This is a genomic window from Vibrio qingdaonensis (genome assembly GCF_026191675.1).
GTDB lineage: Bacteria > Pseudomonadota > Gammaproteobacteria > Enterobacterales > Vibrionaceae > Vibrio > Vibrio qingdaonensis.
On record NZ_JAKRRY010000033.1, the window covers coordinates 42,091 to 60,800 of the forward strand.

Genomic DNA, 18,710 nt, shown 5'->3' on the forward strand with positions numbered 1-18,710 from the left:
GAATGATAGATGCCGCCTTATTTGGCGATATCTGTGTCGATATTAGGAATTCAATGATTTGAAGACGCTTACGAGAAAACTAAGATTTATGATAAAGAGACATAATTATGTATAAATTATGTCTCTTTATTTGTTCGCTATTCTAATTTCATTATCAATAAAGTTATGTTATTCGCCCTACGGGGAAGCTGGAGGGACATATGGTTATTGAACGCAGATTTCTCTTAGGAACAAAGACGTTTCTTGGGATATTTTTTTTGGTATTCAGCACTATTTCTTCAGCGTTTCAGCCTCCGAACGAAAGGTTTTTTCACTATGAATTTGGCAGAACTGATGCCAAATACGCAGTCAATGTTGAGATGAGTAAGCTCAATGAGTTGTCAATTCGTCACGGGGCCGCGATTGATGGATTTGTTTACACTTATGACTCTGAAGAAAAAATCTATCAGATCGGTGGTGAGGGCGGCATCATTTCGTCCTTAGATACCGCTGGTTTAAATAAAATGGTCATATATAGCGGCAACTTTTATTGGGGAAGTGCTGATGAACCATCGATAGTAAAAATCGAATTTCATTATAACAACGGAGATAAAAAATCCTTTGGCAGTTCTGATTTTTCGTCCAACATTGTCAAAAGTGAACACGAGATTCAACCAGATTTAATTAGTATCTCATTCTGGTCTAATGGCTGGCTTATTGATGGCCTCAGATTTAACTATCCCCGGTTAGACAGTGCCCCTCCAAGTGACGATTTTTCTGAAAATTTTCCTCAGTTAAAAATAAAAAGAGCACTTAGTCAGGCTGGCGAGGGTTTTTTGTATGCAGTTATGCCGACCTCAAAACGGATTGGTTTATTGACCTACGATGGGACAACGATCATTGATGTGCCAACGCACGAGCTAAATTACGATCGTCTGACCATTCTTGAGTGTGGGAGCCATAACGGTTTTGTTACTCGCCCAGCAGTGCAAAACCATGAAAACGTCTTAGGTTTCACTGGCTATGAAAGCCTGGATGACTCATGCCATTTGGCCAAAAACAGCGAGTTTAAATGGTTTGCAGGCAATTCATCGGAGCTCAATTCGTGGTATTCGGATAGCTTGCAAGGGGAGCCCCAATGTTACTCTATAGATGGAGAACTCTGTGTCACTCAGCTTGATTACACCCAGCAGCACGAGATTACTAATCCTTTCATTTTGCAAAACATGGGAACCAATGCCAATCGGATTGCGGGATATCTTAGCAACATCAATCAATTAATTCTTAAATTCGATGGGAATCTTCAAGGGACAGGAACCTTAGCGAGTCTAGTGCTACCCGAAGCCTTCGAACAGACTATGACCTATTCCGTATCAAATAATTCACAAGCTTATATACAGGCTTTAGCATCTAACGGGCAAGCCCTGTTCATCCCACCAGGAACAAGTGCGGGTGAGACTTACACACATCGTTCACCTATCGAACAAGGCAAGCGCGTCATTGTGGATGTTAGCTTGACGGAGTCACCAGTGACAGTCTATTTACCCAACGGGAAAGTCCATCGACTTTCGACTGGAGATAGGAAAATCTGGACCTTCCTTGGCGGCGAGTGGTTTGAGGAAGGACGTAATATTAATGACTATCCAGACATTGTCCGTCGTGCTCGGCCCGTCACTTGCAATCAAACCTTAATCGATATACCCGGGCACTGGTGTGCCAAAGCGACCTCATTGGGACAAACATTCCGCCACCAGACAGTGCAAGCCAACATCGACGCTACATTGAGCAATATGGAGACCCTTTTCACGACGATGGAAGCCTATGAAGCGAAAAGGATTAAAGACATTTACCTACCGCGCATCTCGTCCTTACAAGAACGTGTCGCCAGTAAAAAACGTGATAAGAGGGAGCAATGTGCGTGGGCGTGGGTATGGTGGATGGCGGTAGCATGTGGCGTCACTTCCGATGAGTATAATGATTTACGAGATGCACTTGACGCTCTCAATCAAGAGTATGAAGCGACTCTAGAATCATCCCGGGAAAAAGTGCAACTGGCGCGTGGGAGCCGTTGGCATAAATTACATGAAACATGGGCTCAGAATGATGGAACCCATTTTGCGGGTCTACTTCTGGAAGAAAGTAAGACCTTAGATGACCTTAAAACACTTAAAGCGGGCTACGATAAAAGCGCGCAACAAGCCAAAACGGATTATCAGGCTGCAATGACGAAGTACCTTAATGATGCCAGCCCGGAGCATGTTCTGTTGAAGACGATTGAAGATCTGCCACTAGTTGGCCCAGAAATCAAACACATTGTCGATTATGCTCGCCACCCTTCTGCGAAAAATCTCAGACGCATGTTATTGGGGTTAGCGGGTCCAGTGGGAGAAGCAGTCGAAGGGGTGGTCGAGCTCACCACTGAACCAGGGACGTTAAACCAAAAGGAAATAAAGTTTCTGACCGACGTGCTGACTGATTTAAGTAATGACTCAACTATTGGCGAAGGTTTACAAGACGTCGTGTCCGATGCCATCAATGATTTAGGCGATGAGGTGATTGAGAGCATTCGTCAAGCGGGCCTGTGGCGAGATAAACCGGGTGAAGTAAACCTTATCCAGTCTGACTATCAAAATCTGGTTGACTGGCGTTCTCAAGCTCAACGTATTAACTATGACTTCTGGCAAGGCGATAGTGAGCAGGAAATCAATGTCCAGCAAAAGTTTACGCCTCAGAATAGCAACTTCGCTTCGTTCTTAGCCGCCCCGACGGTCTTTGATTCGAATTCTCTGACTGAGATTGAGTATGCGAGTGGCGGCAGCCTCTTCGCCACAAAACTGGCGAACATTTTCAATCATTCTTTTGGAACAGGATATGAAGATGTGGCTAAATCCAACCCTGCTTATACATCATGGACACGCGATCAGGTCACCAACGAATTGTATAAAGTCATTGCTGACCCAGCGTACTATCAGCAGCGCCAACCCTATTGGGTGGATTCTACAGCCATAGGAAAGCGTCCTGCCGGTCTGGTCTTTACCGATCAACACGCGATGATCGTTATGAATTCTGATCTGGTATCACGCAACAGTGCGGATTTTTATAAATTTTATTTCGAAGAATTGGGTCATTTGGTCAATTGGTGGCGTTGTAAAATTTTTGAGGTTAACGTCAGTCAGTGCCAATCACCGGGAGATGCTGGCGCGCGTTTTAGGGATGCGGTTCTGATTGACCCATCGCTCCATACCGCTGCGTTGCCGTCCTTGCTGGCTGACTTACCTCAGCATCCTAATGTCGACAAACAAACAATACAATTTGCTGATAACAGCTTTGCGACGTTGGAGGGCTGGCCGGACTACTACACCGTCAATGAGCACATTGGTGGTAATGGCAAATTTTCCTGGCTGTTGCGCTTAGGGCTGGATGTGTCTAGTCAGGATCTCAGGGGATTGGTTGATGTATTTGAGCTGGAAGTGATTATCAATGCCCCAAGCCCAGCACTGAAAGGCAATCCGTGGAAAAAATCGGCTAACGGCTACTGCAAAACCGATACAGACACTGACTGTAATATGCCAACGATGTGGATGTCGGTTGCTTTCCGAGATGCATTAAAGGTGGTCAGCGGGAGTATGCCACAATTTAAAGACGCGAAGGCATCACAAGCTGGCTTTGATATTCTGCCAATGCTGGTGAGAAAGCATGGCGGTAAGCTGCCATTTCAGCTCACGTCGGTCAACAGTACCGACTGGCGCTACATGGGCTCACACGATATCTATTACAAAAAATTTACCGGCAGCCTGGTAGCAAGACTGAATTTGTGGAAAACGCAAAAAGTGATGAGAGGTAAGACGCCGGGCACTACTTTCAAACCGGAGATATCATTAAAAGCGACCCCCGCCTCTGGGAGTTATGTTGTTGAAATTGCGACCAAGGATAAGGAAGATTTTGCGGCTTGGTTGGCCGGAGATATCGTATCTTCAGTGGCAGGATGCGCTGTAGGTTTTGTGGTGGGAGTGATAGCCGAAAGAGACCCGGTGACGCTGTGTCATGCTCTGTCAGATATCACCGAAGCGGTAGAGACGGCTTTTCAGGGATTGGACAAGCGCCCGACTATGTTCTTTGAAGCCGACGGTAATATCACCTTACCAGTATCGATCGAATATCGATACGCGACAAGCGGTGATAAGATCCGCAGGAGAACCGCGACAGAGGCTCCTTCAGGGCGAGTCCAATACAGCGAAGATGGGCGAGCTCACTACTTGGTGGGAGAGGCACCCGGTTCTATTCCAGAGGAAGACATCAGTCACAATCGGGTCAGTATCACCACCAATCCACAGACTTCTTCTTTTCGAACCAAAGCTGGGAGAGCTTTCTCTAAACTGGGAGCCAAGTCGATTAACCCAGTTGGGGTTTTTCGATTTAGGGTTGGCTTTGATTATGCCGAAAAGGTGATACAGAAAGGAGCGTACGCTTTGCCGTCTGCTGTGATAGAAGACTGAGAGCGATAAAAGTTATTACGTCTGACGTATAATACCAAGGTCGTCCAACTCTAGAAAAAAATGGGGGAGAGTTTCATGATCGATTTCTTTTTTAACTGATCGTTTGAGCAGTGTTATGGTTACTTTTTGGTTGATGTAAATGTAATGCAGACTATCGATAAAATGAGTGCGCTCGCACTGATTATAAATAGGGCGTTATAGCTGTTGAGTTGTGGGGCATAATGAGCCATCACAACGGCACCTACGCCTTGCGATATAGCAAAGGCCATTGTCATTGCCCCCCAAAATTTCGTATGGAGTTGTGTCCCAACAATTTCTAAGGTGTAAGTTGATACGAGTGTTACGGTGCCAGGGGTAAACATACCAACGAGTAGAGATGAAGCAAAAAGTGCAATCATATTGGTATTTAGCAAGGGAAGTGCTACCCCTATAGCTTTACACGAAAAAGCCACCAATAGTGCTTTTTTAAGTCCGAACTTATCACCTAATATACCGGTCACGATTGGTCCAACCGCAGCTCCTATACCAAAGACTGCCCAATAAAAACCCCCGCTCGCGAAACTCATTCCTAGCTCACGAACAAGATAATCGACCCAAAAGAGAGAATGCGGTAGGTAACCAATGGCGTTAAAGGCATAAGCTAAAAGTACACAGCTAATACTTACACGCTCATATTTAGATAAGGCACTCAATCTAGAGGGACTTTGAGCGCCGTGATTTGGTTTAACCTCGAGAGACCATGTGTTCCATGTTAAGACAGTCGCGAGGAAAGCGATCGCTCCTATACCAAGCCATGCGCTTTCGACACTTTGAGAGATAAGTAGAGGTGTGAACGTGCCTGAAATCATCGCACCCAAACCAATTCCTGAAAACACTACGCCACTGATTCTTGCTTTCATATCTTGGGGGTGAAGGCGAACGATCATTGGTGGGACGAGTACCATAAGAACAGCTCCCGATATTCCAGCGATGGTTCTCAATGTCAAAAACCATTCAAAGGGAGCAGAATTCAAAGCACAGCCAAGGTAACTAAAGCTACTTAATAACAGAGAGGCACGTATGAGTGTAGCTATTGAGTAATATGTCTGTAAAAAACTTGAAGCAGGGGGCCCTAAAATATAACCAATGAGCGTTGCAGCGCCAAGAATGGAGGCATCTTCGCTTGAGAACCAACGGTTTTGAATGAGCACAGGCATTAAGGCTATGTAGGCAAAGCGTCCAATGCCATTCCCGACTAATATTGCAACTAGCCCTGCGAAAGAGGTGCGGTTTAATAGTTTAACTTGTGACATCTTCATCTTAAGCCTGGGCCTAAGACAACTGTTTAAAGAGAGCCCGGACCGACCTACCTGCATCGACAAGCGCCGTAGAGTTAACACCAGGTCTAGGTATGATAAAGGTGTAAAATTTATTGCCTTCTGTCGGAATGCCCAGCGCCCAAATGTTATTTTGCTCGATTCCGTTTGCATCGATCACATTCATGTTTGGTGTTACATCAATCCCACCGGGATGATAATTTCCATTGAAGTAAAGCCTTGTATATTGTTTAGCTAAAAGGTTTTTCCAGAGCTCAGTCCCATCGTCTTCCGGGCTGTGTATTGTGATCTTTCCATGAATTTTTATGTTGGCTTGTTCTTGTAGTTCAGGCCACACTGTTGATTTGAGAGTGAACAAGTTTGTATTCGAACTATGTCTTACGTCTGGCGAAGGGCCAAGATTTAACTTGAGTACACCACTTTTTAGCAAAGCGACCATCTCTTCTATTCTTTCTTTTGGTGGACCTACGGCGAGCCGGTTCATCAAAGGAATAAACACAGAATCAACCCAACGATGTGATTCTTCCGTCAGGCCTTTAAAGTCGATAACACTTCGAATGAGATCTCTTAAGTCACGTAATACGTCGCTAGCCGATTTTATTGGGCTACTGAGGTTCCCTTTTTTAGCTTCTTTAATATCGGCTTCAAGGAAATCTATCAGCCAAGCAATATAGACGTCTGGAGAGGCAAGCGCGTAGCTTGGGACTGGTGCGGTAAGTTTCTCCCAACTAAACCTATCTTCAATCGAAATGGTTTTAGCAACGAGCACTTTCTGTTCATTCAGTCGTGAGTATAGAAACTGGTTACAAAATTTTTGGGCCGCAATAAGCCCTTTCTTTTGGCTTAGGTAGCTTTCGTAGTACGCATACTCCATGTCTTTTATAAGCAAAGGCAGTATGTCTTTTATAAAACTGACGTCCCCTCGTTCTCTAAAGTTGGCGACCTTCTCAGGTGTTAGAAACTTAGCATGGTACTGCTTAGATGTTCCTTTTTGGTTTTCCGCTCTTCCGGACAAAGGCAGACCAGAGCGTGAATAGGCGATGATTTTGGGCTCATTTCCAGAAGGTAAATATTGAAGGCAACCTTTTTGAGGGCGGATGAATTCTCCGCCACGCCCAATCGACAACTCTGCCAGAATGTCACAAGCCGTTAATCCGAGCCCTTGGAGAGCGACCGTTTGATTTGAAGTGATATTTTTTAGTTTTTCTTTTAATGGGTATGGATTAAAAATTTCTTGGGCAGTATCAGGGTTTATATATTTGGCTTTCGTGTGCCCTGTAGTTAAGTAGAGGTATTCAACATTGGTGATAAGGCTTCGGTCATCAAGCAAATTCCAAGAGTTATCATCTAATTTGGTGATATCAATAATTTCAGAAGGTACATAGTCGATCGTGATATGTGAAAAGGACATATCAACAAGGTAGTGAAATACCCAATTCAGATACTCACCAAAAAGAGCACGAGAATAGTATTCGTTCGGCAATATTGTTTTAGGACTTAGCTCATCTTTGGGTCTTTCGCACAACCATTGATAAAAATTAGGCCCTGAAATTATATTTTTAGCTTCACTCACACTCTCATCAGCGAACATAGTGATTTGAGAGCTGACTGTATTTACGAGTAAATGATTCGGTTGTTTGACATTATGACACCCAGAGCCTGGAAGGTTTGGGTCAAATACTTTTATATCTAATGGTTGATGGGGGGGATCTATTGAGAGGGCTATTATACGCTCTAAAACGCTTAGTCCTCGAGGGCCAATACCAATGATGCCAATCGTACTATTTTTCATAAGGAGCCTTGTTGATTAAAGATGTCACGGTGAGCCTGATTTAAACCTCGGATAATTTCGAGCAAATGGCCTATTTTCATCAGCGTCGGGGTCATATTCTACCCCATCAAATCTTTAGGCTAACAGCGTAAGAATAGAAACACATCGAAGTAATAATAATTTATGCCCCTTGCTCTTGAGTTTCTCTCAAAATTATTCGGTCGGTAGTGATCAATTCAACGAAGTTGCACTTAATCTGAACAAAAATTTAGACATAAAACCTCTCGGTGGCTTCTTTCGTTATTAATACCTTCGAGGCTCCTAACTGACATAAATGGCATGGTGCCGATGAGGAGGTTGAATGGCTTAGATATGAAGTGGGTTTTTGGGAATGGTGATTAAAATGTTTTTTGGAATAACATAAGTGCACCAAACTTTATGACTAGGGTTTTGGTGAGTCACACTTGGAGTTCTGTAAATAAGTGTGAGTTACGACACCAAAGTTAAAATACCTAAGGTGGCGAGTAAACCAAGGGAAGCAACTCTTGGTTAAGGCTTCATGAACACACGAATTATGGTGTTGCTGTTGAACAGGTCGATGAGCTTTATATAAAACCAATGAGTGCAAAGGAATGGGGAAGTGGTCATATTGATTGGCTTGGCTATATGAATTGACCCCAAAGGCTCGCATGCGTTTACAGAGTTCAGGTTACTTGGACTAACCTAGGAGAATAGCGTTAATATTAACCGAGGTTTTTTAATGAAACTAAGCCAATGTCACCTTTCATAATTGCTTCGTAAATGTTTATAAACATTGGAGCAGAGAGGAATAGAATGAAGGATTATCATGCGAATGATATGACTAAGCATAATTAGTGCAGGCTCTAGCCCAAGATAAATAGCAGCAACAGTCATAGACTCAACACTGCCTGGAACCCATGACATCAAGAGTACTAGGAACTCCTTATCAATTAGCTTACTGAATATATAAGCAAAACTAACCGTTACTGTAAGACTTAACGTTGTAGCAATGATCCCTGCTCGCGCATAAGAGAAGACATCTGCACCGGTTATATCTTTTAGACGGATCCCTATCAATGCCCCTAGAGCGGATGTCGCAATAAATACAAGTTCTGTCGGGACAAGAAAATTGTATGACGGTAACCCTGCGTTTACAAACATAGTTGCTAACATTCCAGTTACCATATACGGTGCAGGAGTCCCAATTTTATCGAAAAGTAAACCTGAAAAGTAGGCGAGGAAAAGTGGGAGAAGTATGCAAAGATTGTCTAATGAAATAGCAGGTCCAGGAATTGGTGATTTGTCCGTTGAGACAAGAAGAGCGGAAGCAATGATTAAGAATATGAGTCGAACTGTGTGAGTGAAAACTACTTTACTAGAAGGCGAATTGTGCTTTTCATTAATGACAAGAACCGCGGCCATTGCTCCCGGAACCGACCCAAGTAGGCTTTCATATTTTGACCATTTCTCTCGCTTATAAAGCCAGATATAGGAGGTGAGAACTTGTGCTGACATACAAAGGACGAGTCCTATAAAAAGTAATATCGGATAACCCTTGGAAAGAGTTTGTACAGGGACGATTGAGCCCACTGTGGTCCCAAGGATTAACTGGACACCAGTCAATGTGCTTTTGGGAAGAGTTAGAGTAAACCCTGCTTTTGACGTTAATAAAAGAGCAATCAGAGCACCGAACATTGCACCTAATGGTATCCCGAAATATGTAAATAATAGCGAGCCAACCAAAGCTATGAATGAGGCTAGATACATGTTTTGGTTTCCCTCTTGTTCAGCTTGAAAGATGATAATAAAGCGGAAATTTGGTTATTAATCACATCTATGTTATTGACCATTGTCTAATAGCTGAGCAAAGTTACCGGAAAGGTAAGATGCCTCCTTGCCTGGGATAGGAACCTGATGATGGAGCCAGTTCTGCCGCTTGCAGAACTGGAGCTATGAAAATAGACAGCTCTACAATCCTGAAGGCTTATCTGCTTGGGATTAATTTTGTGCTAGCAGCCTAATTGCATCTAAAAATTAGTGCGTATGTAGTCAACCAAACTTTGCGACATAACCAGTAAGCAAGAGGACGAAGATTTATTAATTATGTTAGCGGTACTTATCATATACCCCAATGTCTTTTTTTAAATGGTCAGAAAGGTATCTCACATCGAGAGATGCATTTTTATTTTTTCTACTTTTTAACTTAATCCGAAGATAGCGTAATAGAGTCTCTAAACCTCGTTTTTTTTGAATTGTTTTTTCTAGTTTTTTATTTATCATAGCAACGTACTCTTTTTTTATAAGAAAAACCATGATTTCAACGACTAAAGTTAATTGAATGGAAATATATTTAAATCTAGTAAATTGTTCTCCTTAGATAGGGGATTCTAGTTAAATTTTAAATCATTATATAAATCAAAATAACGAATATGAAGGCTATTTGGTAATAATTTAAATTTAATTTATTTTCATTAAGATTTTATGATGGGATTTAGAGTTAGATACTGTCTGCGAAATGCCTCCAGTCTCTAAATGATATTTATTTTATGGGATTGCTTGATGTGATGGTGCGTTCTAGAATCTTGTCAGTACTTGGAGTATTAATTTAGATACAGCGCGTGGTAAAATTTACACCACAACCCCTTCCAATAGAGGGGTAGGTTTTATCTAATAGTTATCTGTAAGAATATAAAATTTTATTGAATCATCAGCGAAAAATAGATAAGTGCGATGTAATAGGGTGGAGGCTATTTATAGTGTAAGTTTTTAAACGTTAATCTTGATGTTTGAGGTGATTTTTTAGAAAAGAATGCCGCTCCAGACGACATTCTTAGTCTATTTTTTTGTTAATCAATGGATAATCAGTTAGCGGGACTGGTAAAATAATAAGTTTCCTGATGGATCGATAATCTCGAAGTCATATTGAATAGGTTGTTTTAGTTCGGCCATAAGATTATCACTGATACCAAAGCCATTTCGATAAGCTGAGCCTATCACATTGATTACATTTAATTTAGTATCTACTGGTAAAATATTCCCCCCTGATTTCGAGAAAATATTACCATACATTGTAGACATGTATTGATAAGACCTTAAAAAAGAGGTGGTTCGATTGAATTTAATTTCATAGTCTGTCCCGTCTTTTCTTTTAAATGCCAAGCGACCAGTTGAGCCTACGGGTATTGACGTATCTAAGTGTGGACCTTGAATGACACGTATTTTCACCTTCTTCATTTATAGCACTTACCATTATTGGACTCCCCAATTTTAGGTAAGGTATATCTTCGAAAGATAGCTGTTGACCATTTAATTCAATATTTTTGGCAAGAGTCATTGAATGATGATTTTGATTATATATGTGAGTATCTGATGTTTTGATGTTGTTGTAATCAATCTCAAGCTTATAGGTGATTAATACGATATCCTATAAACGCCATTTACTTCGATGTGCTTTAATGAAGGTGCGCCAGAGCGGTTTATTATCTCATTGCTCCCCATACTGCTTATCGCCACAAAATCTATAGCTTGGATGGGGTTGATATAATCTCTTTCGCGGCAGTCAAACGTGAACAATGATTCATGCGTTTGGTTTCCTGGCACTCCATAAATTTTGTCATCAAAAAGAACCATTGCCCGAGGCTCAGAAAAACTCAAATTACAGGTTGACCAGGCTTTTTTTCCTTTACTTCCGGGGACTTTTTCACCGTTGGAGTTAATGAATTCAACTTCTAGGTTACGGTTAGTGACATTAACGTCATTCAATAATAAACGGACGGGCAAGCCTTTATCCCTTCTCGTGTAGAGGCTATCTGCTACATTAAGGTTTAAACGTAGATCTGTGTTATCTACCTTCACTTTGTAATAATCGGGCTGATGGGGTAGGTACGAAGAAAGCTTACTCCCGTTAATCGAGACAGAGACTAAGGCGTTTTCAGACATAATAAGAAAACCGTCTTCAATCCTCCCAGCCCCGTCAGGGCTTACCTCGATTTCGACTAAGGATGTGACATCTACTCCGTTGCTTGTGATAAGTAGACGATATGGAACATCGATATGTGCTTGTAATACTTCTGGTAAAGATGGCAGGTTGACAGTGGTTTCGAACATTGTCACAAAATCGCCCAACGTTACAATTTCATAATTTAAACTCGCCGTCTCGACTATATTAGGGTGTTTAACTAAGATCTCATGACGTCCTATGTTCCTTGGATTTGACAGAAAATCGTGGAGTTCTGCCAGAGAGAGTTTTTGTCCTTCAATTACATAAGTTAACAACTCCGCTCTAACAGGGTGAACCTTCCCGTCCGCGTTAATATACGAAACCAAAGGGGAGACTTTTGCCCCGACAGGCAAGAAACGCTTTTGAGGATCAGTAATTAGCTTGCTTCCACTTAACTGTTTTTGTTGTATTTTAAAATATTTCGCGTATTCCCGACCGTTCACTTGGATTTGTATTAAAAGTTCCTCTTCTTTGTCTTGAAGGTTTTCCTCGGTAGGAGTAAGGAAGATATTACCGAGGGCATCTTGTTGGACGAGTTTCCCCATCGGGGTCTTTAATTTCACATCGTTTTGCTTTAATGGGAAGCGGCTAGACATTCCTAAGGCGTAGTGATGACCTACGGTAAGGGGTACATCTTCAGTCAGCACAAGTCCCGAGTATAAATCGATGAAAGCTATGTTTAAAAATTTTGTCCCTAAGTCATTTGAATCAATTTTTAAGTGATATAAATCACCATTCCGTTTATTTTTTAGCTGCGCTTGACCATTTTTGAGCGCAACGATCTTTTTATCCTTGGTCAGTTTTACGAACTCTTTCCCTGACATGACCTCAAACTCTGGGTTCATTGCAGCAGGTATTTGAGGTTCGCTCTCCACGATTTCTGAGAAACCAACCATTTCATTTGGTGAGAGGAGTAATTCACCGGCAAATATCTTCTGCACCTCAGAGCCCGCTTTTTCTTTACAACCAAGAAGAAGCAGAAGTGAAAGACTAACAAGGGGTAATATAATTTTCATTACGTCAACCTAAATAATAAATAAAATACTTAATTTTAATTGGTCGTTCTTTAATAAAGTCAGCGAGATATAATAGCTAAGAAAACCCTAGCTCTCCTCGATAATAATTTTATTTGAAGGGGACCTCGTTCTTTTTTAATGTTATATAATTATATAAAAATTAAATAGCGTAGGTAAAAGGTGGGAAATGTGAAATTTATTGGTAATTAATTTTCATCTTGGTATTTTTATATTAAATACAGTACGTTAATGGTCCTGCCTTGAGTGGTGATTGATAATTTATTAAATAATATAATTTATAATTAATATATTATTTACATCTAAAATAAAATCCAGCGTAAACCGAAGAGGTTCATAAAGATGCGGATCGTCTATCTGAACCTGAACTTCCCTAGGCTTTGTTGCGTAATTCAATGGAACTAAATCAAGAACCTACGATCTGCTCAGCTACCTCCATTCTCTCTCGTAGTCCTATGCTTAAGCCTCGTTACAAAACAACCAACTGGAAGCAATACAACCAATCACTCATTAACCGTGGTTCTCTGACCTTTTGGATTGATGAAGAAGCAATAAGCGGGTGGGCGCAAAGCAAACAGAATAAGCGCGGGAGGCCGCGTTGGTTCAGTGATTTAGCTATCACGACAGCACTCATGGTCAAACGAGTTTTTTCTATGCCATTGAGAGCGCTTCAAGGATTTATCGACTCGATATTTAGGCTAGCCCATGTACCGTTAAGTTGTCCGCATTACACCTGCATCAGTTGTAGAGCCAAGCAAGTTGAGGTTTCATTTAAGACTAAAACGAGAGGAGCGATACAGCATCTAGCCATTGATACTACTGGCCTTAAGGTTTATGGCGAAGGCGAATAGAAAGTCAAAAAACACGTTACGGATGGCAAGCGTAGAGTCTGGCGAAAGCTCCATATTGCCGTCGATACCAACACTCATGAGATCATTGCTGCCGAGCTAAGTTTATCGACGGTTACAGATGGAGAAGTACTCCCGAACTTACTGAAACAAACACGCCGAGGTATCCTTGAGGTGTCTGGTGATGGCGCTTACGACACGAGAGCGTGTCACGCTGCTATTAAGATTAAGGGAGCCATTGCACTTATTCCCCCAAGAGAAGGGGCTGCCTTCTGGGAGCGTGGTCACCCTCGGAATCTCGCCGTGGGTTGCCAGAAATTATACGGCTCAAATAAGTATTGGAAAGAGCGGTCTGGGTACCACAAACGTTCACTCTCAGAAACAGCGATGTATCGAGTTAAAGAGTTGCTAGGAGGGAAATTGAGCTTAAGAAATTACAATGCCCAGGTGGGTGAAACTTACGCGATGATAAAAGCGTTGAACAAGCTTACTAGGTTAGGTATGCCTGAAACTTGTCGTATTGACTAAGAAATACGCGAAACGGGTTGGCTCTATCTCTAAATTTAATTACGCAACAAAGCCACTCACGCTCTGTAAACACCGTTTGTCGCAATTATAAGAACTATAGATAAAGCAGCTTTATCATGGAACTTACAATAACATCAGAAGGAAAGCGTCATGAATGGTAAGAACATAAGAATAGTTATGAGATGGATACACATAGCGTTAGCGCTATTTGTTGGTGCGGCCTTCTATTCACCCTTAGGAAGCTATGAAGCATATATTACAGCTACGCTATGGGGTCTAATACCAGCACTTGCTTTAACAGGTATTGGTATGTGGAAACAGTCGTTAGTTATGAAAGTTTTAAAGCCGATAAGCAAGAAAGCGCACCAGTAAGGTTAAATTATTACGCGAGAACCAATAGTTCTCGCGTTTGTTCTTTTGGCTGCTGGCTCATTGCTGTCCAGAAATGTTTCATAAACAGTTTGTTGTGAAGTTTAAGTCTGTAGAACTATAAAGTTACATATTAGCTACATAAAAATGGTTTTAGGCTATAATTCTCACTTAAGTTATTGAAATTAAATTTAAAATTTCCCCTTTACAGGGGGAGAGACACACTTCTCGGATTTTTCAATTCAAGTTGATTTTTATGTTTACGGTGTAATGACTTAGGTTAGACGGTAGCGTCGCTCGTTACTTAATTCGATGTTAGCTGCCATATGTTACGAGGAGGAACAATAAATGGAATATCCACTTAAAGGAGCATGTCAGTGCGGGCAAGTGACCTATGACTTATATGAAAAACCACTAATGGTTTTTGCTTGCCACTGTACAGAATGCCAAAAACTGTCTACTAGTCCATTTAGCATCACAGCAGTTGTCGATGCCGAGAAAATAGAGTTTTCTGGTCAACTGAAAAGTTGGGAGCGTTTAGCTGATAGTGGCAATCGTAATTGCGCGATGTTCTGTCCAAATTGTGGAAACAGAATTTACCATTTCAATCCGGATGCACCGGAAACAGTTAAATTAAAGCTCAAACCAACTGAGCTATCTGCAGCTGATATTTTCGAACCTCAAGCACATGTTTGGGTTAGCGAAAAGCTAGATTGGTATCAAATATCAACTAATGTAAAGGTTTTTCCTAAGCAGCCGAGCTAGCGGTGAACAAGTGTTTAAGATATTAAAATACTTTTTCTAATCTATTGAGGTTTAGTGGGTTTCGTAGCACTAACTTACTTTGGGCGGTTTTGTCGCAAACAAGGGTGGTAGGTTATGCTTACCCTCAACATTCATCGGCTTTAACATTATGACTATTAAGTTCACTGGCCGTCATTTTCCTTCTGAGATCATCCTGCAGTCCGTTAGTTACTATATTTCCTATAAGCTAAGCTATCGTGAAATAGAAGAGGTGTTAGCAGAGCGCGGAATCAATGTTGACCACTCAACCTTGAACCGTTGGGTCATTAAATATGCCCCCTTGCTTGAGTACCAGGTTCGTAAAATAAAGAAGCCTTTCGCTTCTTCGTGGCGAATGGACGAGACGTACATTAACGCCAAAGGTCAGTGGAAATATTACTCTCGAGCGGTTGATAAGTACGGTCATGTCATTGATTTTTTACTCTGTAATCGCCGTGATGAGAAAGCGGCTCGCGCCTTCTTTACCAAGGCTCGGCTATAATGGATTACCAGAAAAAGTGGTTATCGATAAGAGTGTTGCCAACGCGTTAGCGCTGCATAACATCAATGTTCAACTCTGGCTGACAGGGAAGATGCTTAACCTGATTGAAGTGCTTCAAGTTAAGTATCTGAACAACATTGTCGAGCAGAGCCATCGGAAAGTGAAAGGTAAGATGCATTAGTGCCTGGGATGGAAATCAAATGAAGGTGCAACAGCCACACTCGCTGGTGTGGAGCTGTGGTCGATGATTAAAAATGGGCAGCTCGACAACCCTGATGGTTATCGGCTCGATGGTAATCGATTGGCGCGTGATGCGCACCACTTATCGTCAAGCCATACAATTGTTAAAAAAGCCCGATCATGGCGGGTATTTGTTGTCTCGTGAAGGGGGGAGCTGTGGGACCCCCCTCAAGCCCGAGTCAAATTATAAATTTGGAAGGTAGGAAGTCAGTATGAAGAGAGCTTTTGTTACTACAGTGTTGTTATTTCCACTTTATGTCTTTGCAGGAAATAACCATATTGAATCATTCAGTACGGCTAAAAAGCAGTTAGAACAGAGTGTTTATTTCGATCATCGAAAAACATTGTATTGTAATGCCAGCTTTGATGGTCAAAAATTCATCATTCCCCCTCCTGGTTTTAAGTCGGATAAATACGAGAAGCGAGCAAAAAAAGTGGAGTGGGAACATGTCGTCCCAGCCGAAAACTTTGGCCGAACATTTATTGAATGGCGTGAAGGGGATGAGTTATGCGTCAATAGCAAAGGGCAGGCTTATAAAGGACGACGCTGCGCGAACAAAGCGAATCAAGAATACAGACTGATGCAATCTGATTTGTATAATTTGTTTCCTGCAATTGGTTCGGTTAATGCGATGCGCAGCAATTACAATTTTACGATGCTACCGAACGAACAGTCTGACTTCGGATTGTGCGCGATGAAAATTAGTGAGCGTAAAGTTGAGCCGCCGATGAGCGCTCGTGGTCGTATTGCTCGAACGTACTTGTATATGGAAGAGACTTACGCTCGTTACAATATGAGTAAGCAGCAACGTCAGTTAATGATGGCATGGGATAAGCAATTTCCTGTGAGTACCTGGGAATGTAAACGAGCTGATCGTATCGAACTTATTCAAGGTAATGTGAATACTATCTTAAAAAAACGCTGCCATTAATCTTCACGACATGATGCCAAGGTTTAGTTGTCGAATCGTATCTAACGTTATCAAAAAATACCGAGTGGTAAGGAAAAGGAAGTGCGAAGTATTTTCTTTTTGTTACTGCTGTGCAGGTAGGGCGTAGCCCGTAGGACGGCATAGAGTCCTCACATTTAGAGCTTGGAAGCGTTAGCGAGTAGTCTTTGGTTATTGTTAGCGTGTAGCTGGCGCATAATTTACTGTTCATTAACATCAATCACTTTGCCCTGTTTTTAACCGAAAGTGTTTCTTGAGGGTAGAGAGTTTGAGCGTCGCTAAAGCTTATGGATTTAAAGTGGCTGTACTGAATATCTTTGATTAATTTAGTGTTCAAACTTTTCTGAGTAAATGCACAGTAAATATGTAAGTTCTTGGTGGCTATAGAGGATAGAGCACTCTCAAGTTGAGTTTCAGTAACAATGTAAATCAAAGGGGGTGTTTCGGAATATCTCATATAACCATCAGCCTCGTAAGAGCAGATTGCTGATTACTTGTGTCTGTATAAAGAAAAAGTATAAATAGTCCTAAACTCTGATTGTGTCTCTGCATTGTAAACTGGCGTCCGTTAAGGTTTTGGGTGAATTTTTACCTTACCATTAGGATGGAAGGCTCCGTGTTACAGGTTGTTTTAATGGCGAGTATCGCTGTACATTATACTCGACCTAAATCCGGATTTGGGTGGCAAAATGAATAATACCCTATGCGAATGTTAAAAGGTTCAGGCGTAAGCCAGAGTTGCGTATTGAAAAAACTCTACCTCGTTATGACCTACTTGGTCAGACTAGCTTTGGGGTGCGTTGTCCTATGGGAAAGCTTTCATTCAAGGTTGAAGTTGGGCATTTAGTCGGGCACCAGTCTACCCAAGGTAAAACCGAGAAATAGAAGGGCCCTCTTTAATTGCATAATCGTTATCACTCTCGATGCAATAAAAGGTGAATGACTTCATCTTCATGGTCAACTTCTACGCGATAAAAGCCTTTGGCTTGCAGCGCTTCAATTAACGCTTCCAACCGATGGGTTTTCACCTTCATTGGCAGTGGTTTAATTTGGTTATTATCTTCATCAAACCCCTGCTCTATACTTTTTTCTTTCATGTAAAGCGTATCCCGCTCCATTTCTTTTTCGAGATTTTCTAACATAGATGGAAACTGATGCTGCTCAAATAATTCCGTTAACATGATATAGAGTTCATCAGCCTGCGAAAATTTGGCTTGATACTCGAGGTTCATTTGATTGGCATTCCATAGTTTTTCTTCAAGGTTACCTGTTGCACTACGGCCAATGCTGAGCATGGTCTTTAGCTCATTTTTACATATCGAAAACTGAGGGTGTTTTATTTTTGGTTTGATGAATTTTACCAAAAATTCATTTCTTCTTTTCGCTGTCCAATATCCCCCTTGCTGACTTATCGTTAAATACAGGGCGAGAAGCGCATTCGTCACGATCTCATCAAAGGCTTGATAATGTTTAAGGTTTCGACTCATGAATATATTCTTTCTATTTAACGGAAGTTTTAGTTTATTAAAAAAGTGTTGTTAATCTTTTCAAAAGGGGATTTTTGTCAGTCTTTTCAACTAGAAACTCATAATTTAAAAGTCACCATGCTCCTCTCGGACTGAATCTTTAAAGCCCTAATCTAAAACGAGATAGCTCTAAACTCTGAATACCGTCACATCACTTCGTTATCCTAGAGAGCTTTTTTACGGTCTTTAATTGCGTGAGATAAACAGGGGCCAGATTGACTGTAAACTGGCTAAAAATGTCAGGATTAAGCCTCTTTTTTTAAACACAGGCTCAATAGAAAGCAAGAGATCTCAAATATTTGTTTAGTTGATTGATATTGTTGATTTTTCTTGTTCGTTTTTCCAAT

The 18,710-nt window shown here is 41.5% G+C and carries 10 protein-coding genes and 3 pseudogenes; 7 read left to right on the forward strand and 6 right to left on the reverse strand.

Annotated features, from left to right (window positions below; all coding sequences use genetic code 11):
- The first annotated feature begins 257 nt into the window (after positions 1–257).
- Positions 258–4,475 carry a beta-prism lectin domain-containing protein gene (locus MD535_RS19725; RefSeq protein ID WP_265676753.1) on the forward strand — a complete coding sequence of 1,406 codons (4,218 nt, stop codon included), beginning with the start codon at positions 258–260 and terminating at the stop codon, positions 4,473–4,475.
- Positions 4,476–4,594: 119 nt separating this feature from the next.
- Here MD535_RS19725 and MD535_RS19730 read toward each other — a convergent pair whose 3' ends face one another.
- Together MD535_RS19730 and MD535_RS19735 are read right to left on the reverse strand one after the other, a co-directional pair.
- Complete coding sequence (locus MD535_RS19730; RefSeq protein ID WP_237300746.1) at positions 4,595–5,767, reverse strand: YbfB/YjiJ family MFS transporter; 1,173 nt, start codon at positions 5,765–5,767, stop codon at positions 4,595–4,597.
- 19 nt (positions 5,768–5,786) lie between these two features.
- Positions 5,787–7,583 carry an FAD/NAD(P)-binding protein gene (locus tag MD535_RS19735; protein ID WP_265676754.1) on the reverse strand — a complete coding sequence of 599 codons (1,797 nt, stop codon included), beginning with the start codon at positions 7,581–7,583 and terminating at the stop codon, positions 5,787–5,789.
- Positions 7,584–8,105: 522 nt separating this feature from the next.
- On the opposite strand from MD535_RS19735, the pseudogene MD535_RS19740 reads away from it, so the two are divergent.
- Positions 8,106–8,237, forward strand: a pseudogene (locus MD535_RS19740) (GNAT family N-acetyltransferase); the annotation flags it as partial.
- A 102-nt stretch (positions 8,238–8,339) separates the two neighbouring features.
- Here the strand turns inward: MD535_RS19740 and MD535_RS19745 are convergent.
- The 3 genes from MD535_RS19745 to MD535_RS19755 all read right to left on the reverse strand — a co-directional run bounded on the left by MD535_RS19745 (position 8,340) and on the right by MD535_RS19755 (position 12,599).
- On the reverse strand, positions 8,340–9,350 hold the full coding sequence (locus MD535_RS19745) for an AbrB family transcriptional regulator (protein WP_237300744.1): 1,011 nt from the start codon (positions 9,348–9,350) through the stop codon (positions 8,340–8,342).
- Between the two features lie 1,098 nt (positions 9,351–10,448).
- The gene (locus MD535_RS19750; RefSeq protein ID WP_265676755.1) at positions 10,449–10,817 is read right to left on the reverse strand and encodes a hypothetical protein; all 369 of its coding nucleotides are present in this window, start codon (positions 10,815–10,817) and stop codon (positions 10,449–10,451) included.
- Positions 10,818–10,994: 177 nt separating this feature from the next.
- A complete protein-coding gene (locus MD535_RS19755) occupies positions 10,995–12,599 on the reverse strand; it encodes a hypothetical protein (RefSeq protein WP_237300743.1) in 1,605 nt (534 codons plus the stop codon).
- Between the two features lie 473 nt (positions 12,600–13,072).
- Here MD535_RS19755 and MD535_RS19760 point away from each other — a divergent pair.
- The 5 genes and pseudogenes from MD535_RS19760 to MD535_RS19780 all read left to right on the forward strand — a co-directional run bounded on the left by MD535_RS19760 (position 13,073) and on the right by MD535_RS19780 (position 16,819).
- Positions 13,073–13,993: pseudogene (locus MD535_RS19760) on the forward strand (IS5 family transposase).
- A 150-nt stretch (positions 13,994–14,143) separates the two neighbouring features.
- Positions 14,144–14,365: a hypothetical protein gene (locus MD535_RS19765; protein WP_171388289.1), complete on the forward strand. Its 222-nt coding sequence runs from the start codon at positions 14,144–14,146 to the stop codon at positions 14,363–14,365.
- 345 nt (positions 14,366–14,710) lie between these two features.
- Positions 14,711–15,127 carry a GFA family protein gene (locus tag MD535_RS19770; RefSeq protein WP_171388290.1) on the forward strand — a complete coding sequence of 139 codons (417 nt, stop codon included), beginning with the start codon at positions 14,711–14,713 and terminating at the stop codon, positions 15,125–15,127.
- A 148-nt stretch (positions 15,128–15,275) separates the two neighbouring features.
- Positions 15,276–15,912: pseudogene (locus MD535_RS19775) on the forward strand (IS6 family transposase); the annotation flags it as partial.
- Between the two features lie 187 nt (positions 15,913–16,099).
- Positions 16,100–16,819 carry an endonuclease gene (locus MD535_RS19780; RefSeq protein ID WP_171388291.1) on the forward strand — a complete coding sequence of 240 codons (720 nt, stop codon included), beginning with the start codon at positions 16,100–16,102 and terminating at the stop codon, positions 16,817–16,819.
- A 932-nt stretch (positions 16,820–17,751) separates the two neighbouring features.
- Here the strand turns inward: MD535_RS19780 and MD535_RS19785 are convergent.
- A complete protein-coding gene (locus MD535_RS19785; protein WP_237300742.1) occupies positions 17,752–18,324 on the reverse strand; it encodes a DUF2913 family protein in 573 nt (190 codons plus the stop codon).
- Positions 18,325–18,710 lie beyond the last annotated feature (386 nt).

Coding starts and splice junctions, on each gene's coding strand:
- MD535_RS19755 (WP_237300743.1), bottom strand. CDS start 12,599: ATGAAAATTATATTACCCCTTGTTAGTCTTTCACTTCTGCTTCTTCTT.
- MD535_RS19730 (WP_237300746.1), bottom strand. CDS start 5,767: ATGTCACAAGTTAAACTATTAAACCGCACCTCTTTCGCAGGGCTAGTT.
- MD535_RS19735 (WP_265676754.1), bottom strand. CDS start 7,583: ATGAAAAATAGTACGATTGGCATCATTGGTATTGGCCCTCGAGGACTA.
- MD535_RS19750 (WP_265676755.1), bottom strand. CDS start 10,817: ATGAAGAAGGTGAAAATACGTGTCATTCAAGGTCCACACTTAGATACG.
- MD535_RS19780 (WP_171388291.1), top strand. CDS start 16,100: ATGAAGAGAGCTTTTGTTACTACAGTGTTGTTATTTCCACTTTATGTC.
- MD535_RS19745 (WP_237300744.1), bottom strand. CDS start 9,350: ATGTATCTAGCCTCATTCATAGCTTTGGTTGGCTCGCTATTATTTACA.
- MD535_RS19785 (WP_237300742.1), bottom strand. CDS start 18,324: ATGAGTCGAAACCTTAAACATTATCAAGCCTTTGATGAGATCGTGACG.
- MD535_RS19765 (WP_171388289.1), top strand. CDS start 14,144: ATGAATGGTAAGAACATAAGAATAGTTATGAGATGGATACACATAGCG.
- MD535_RS19770 (WP_171388290.1), top strand. CDS start 14,711: ATGGAATATCCACTTAAAGGAGCATGTCAGTGCGGGCAAGTGACCTAT.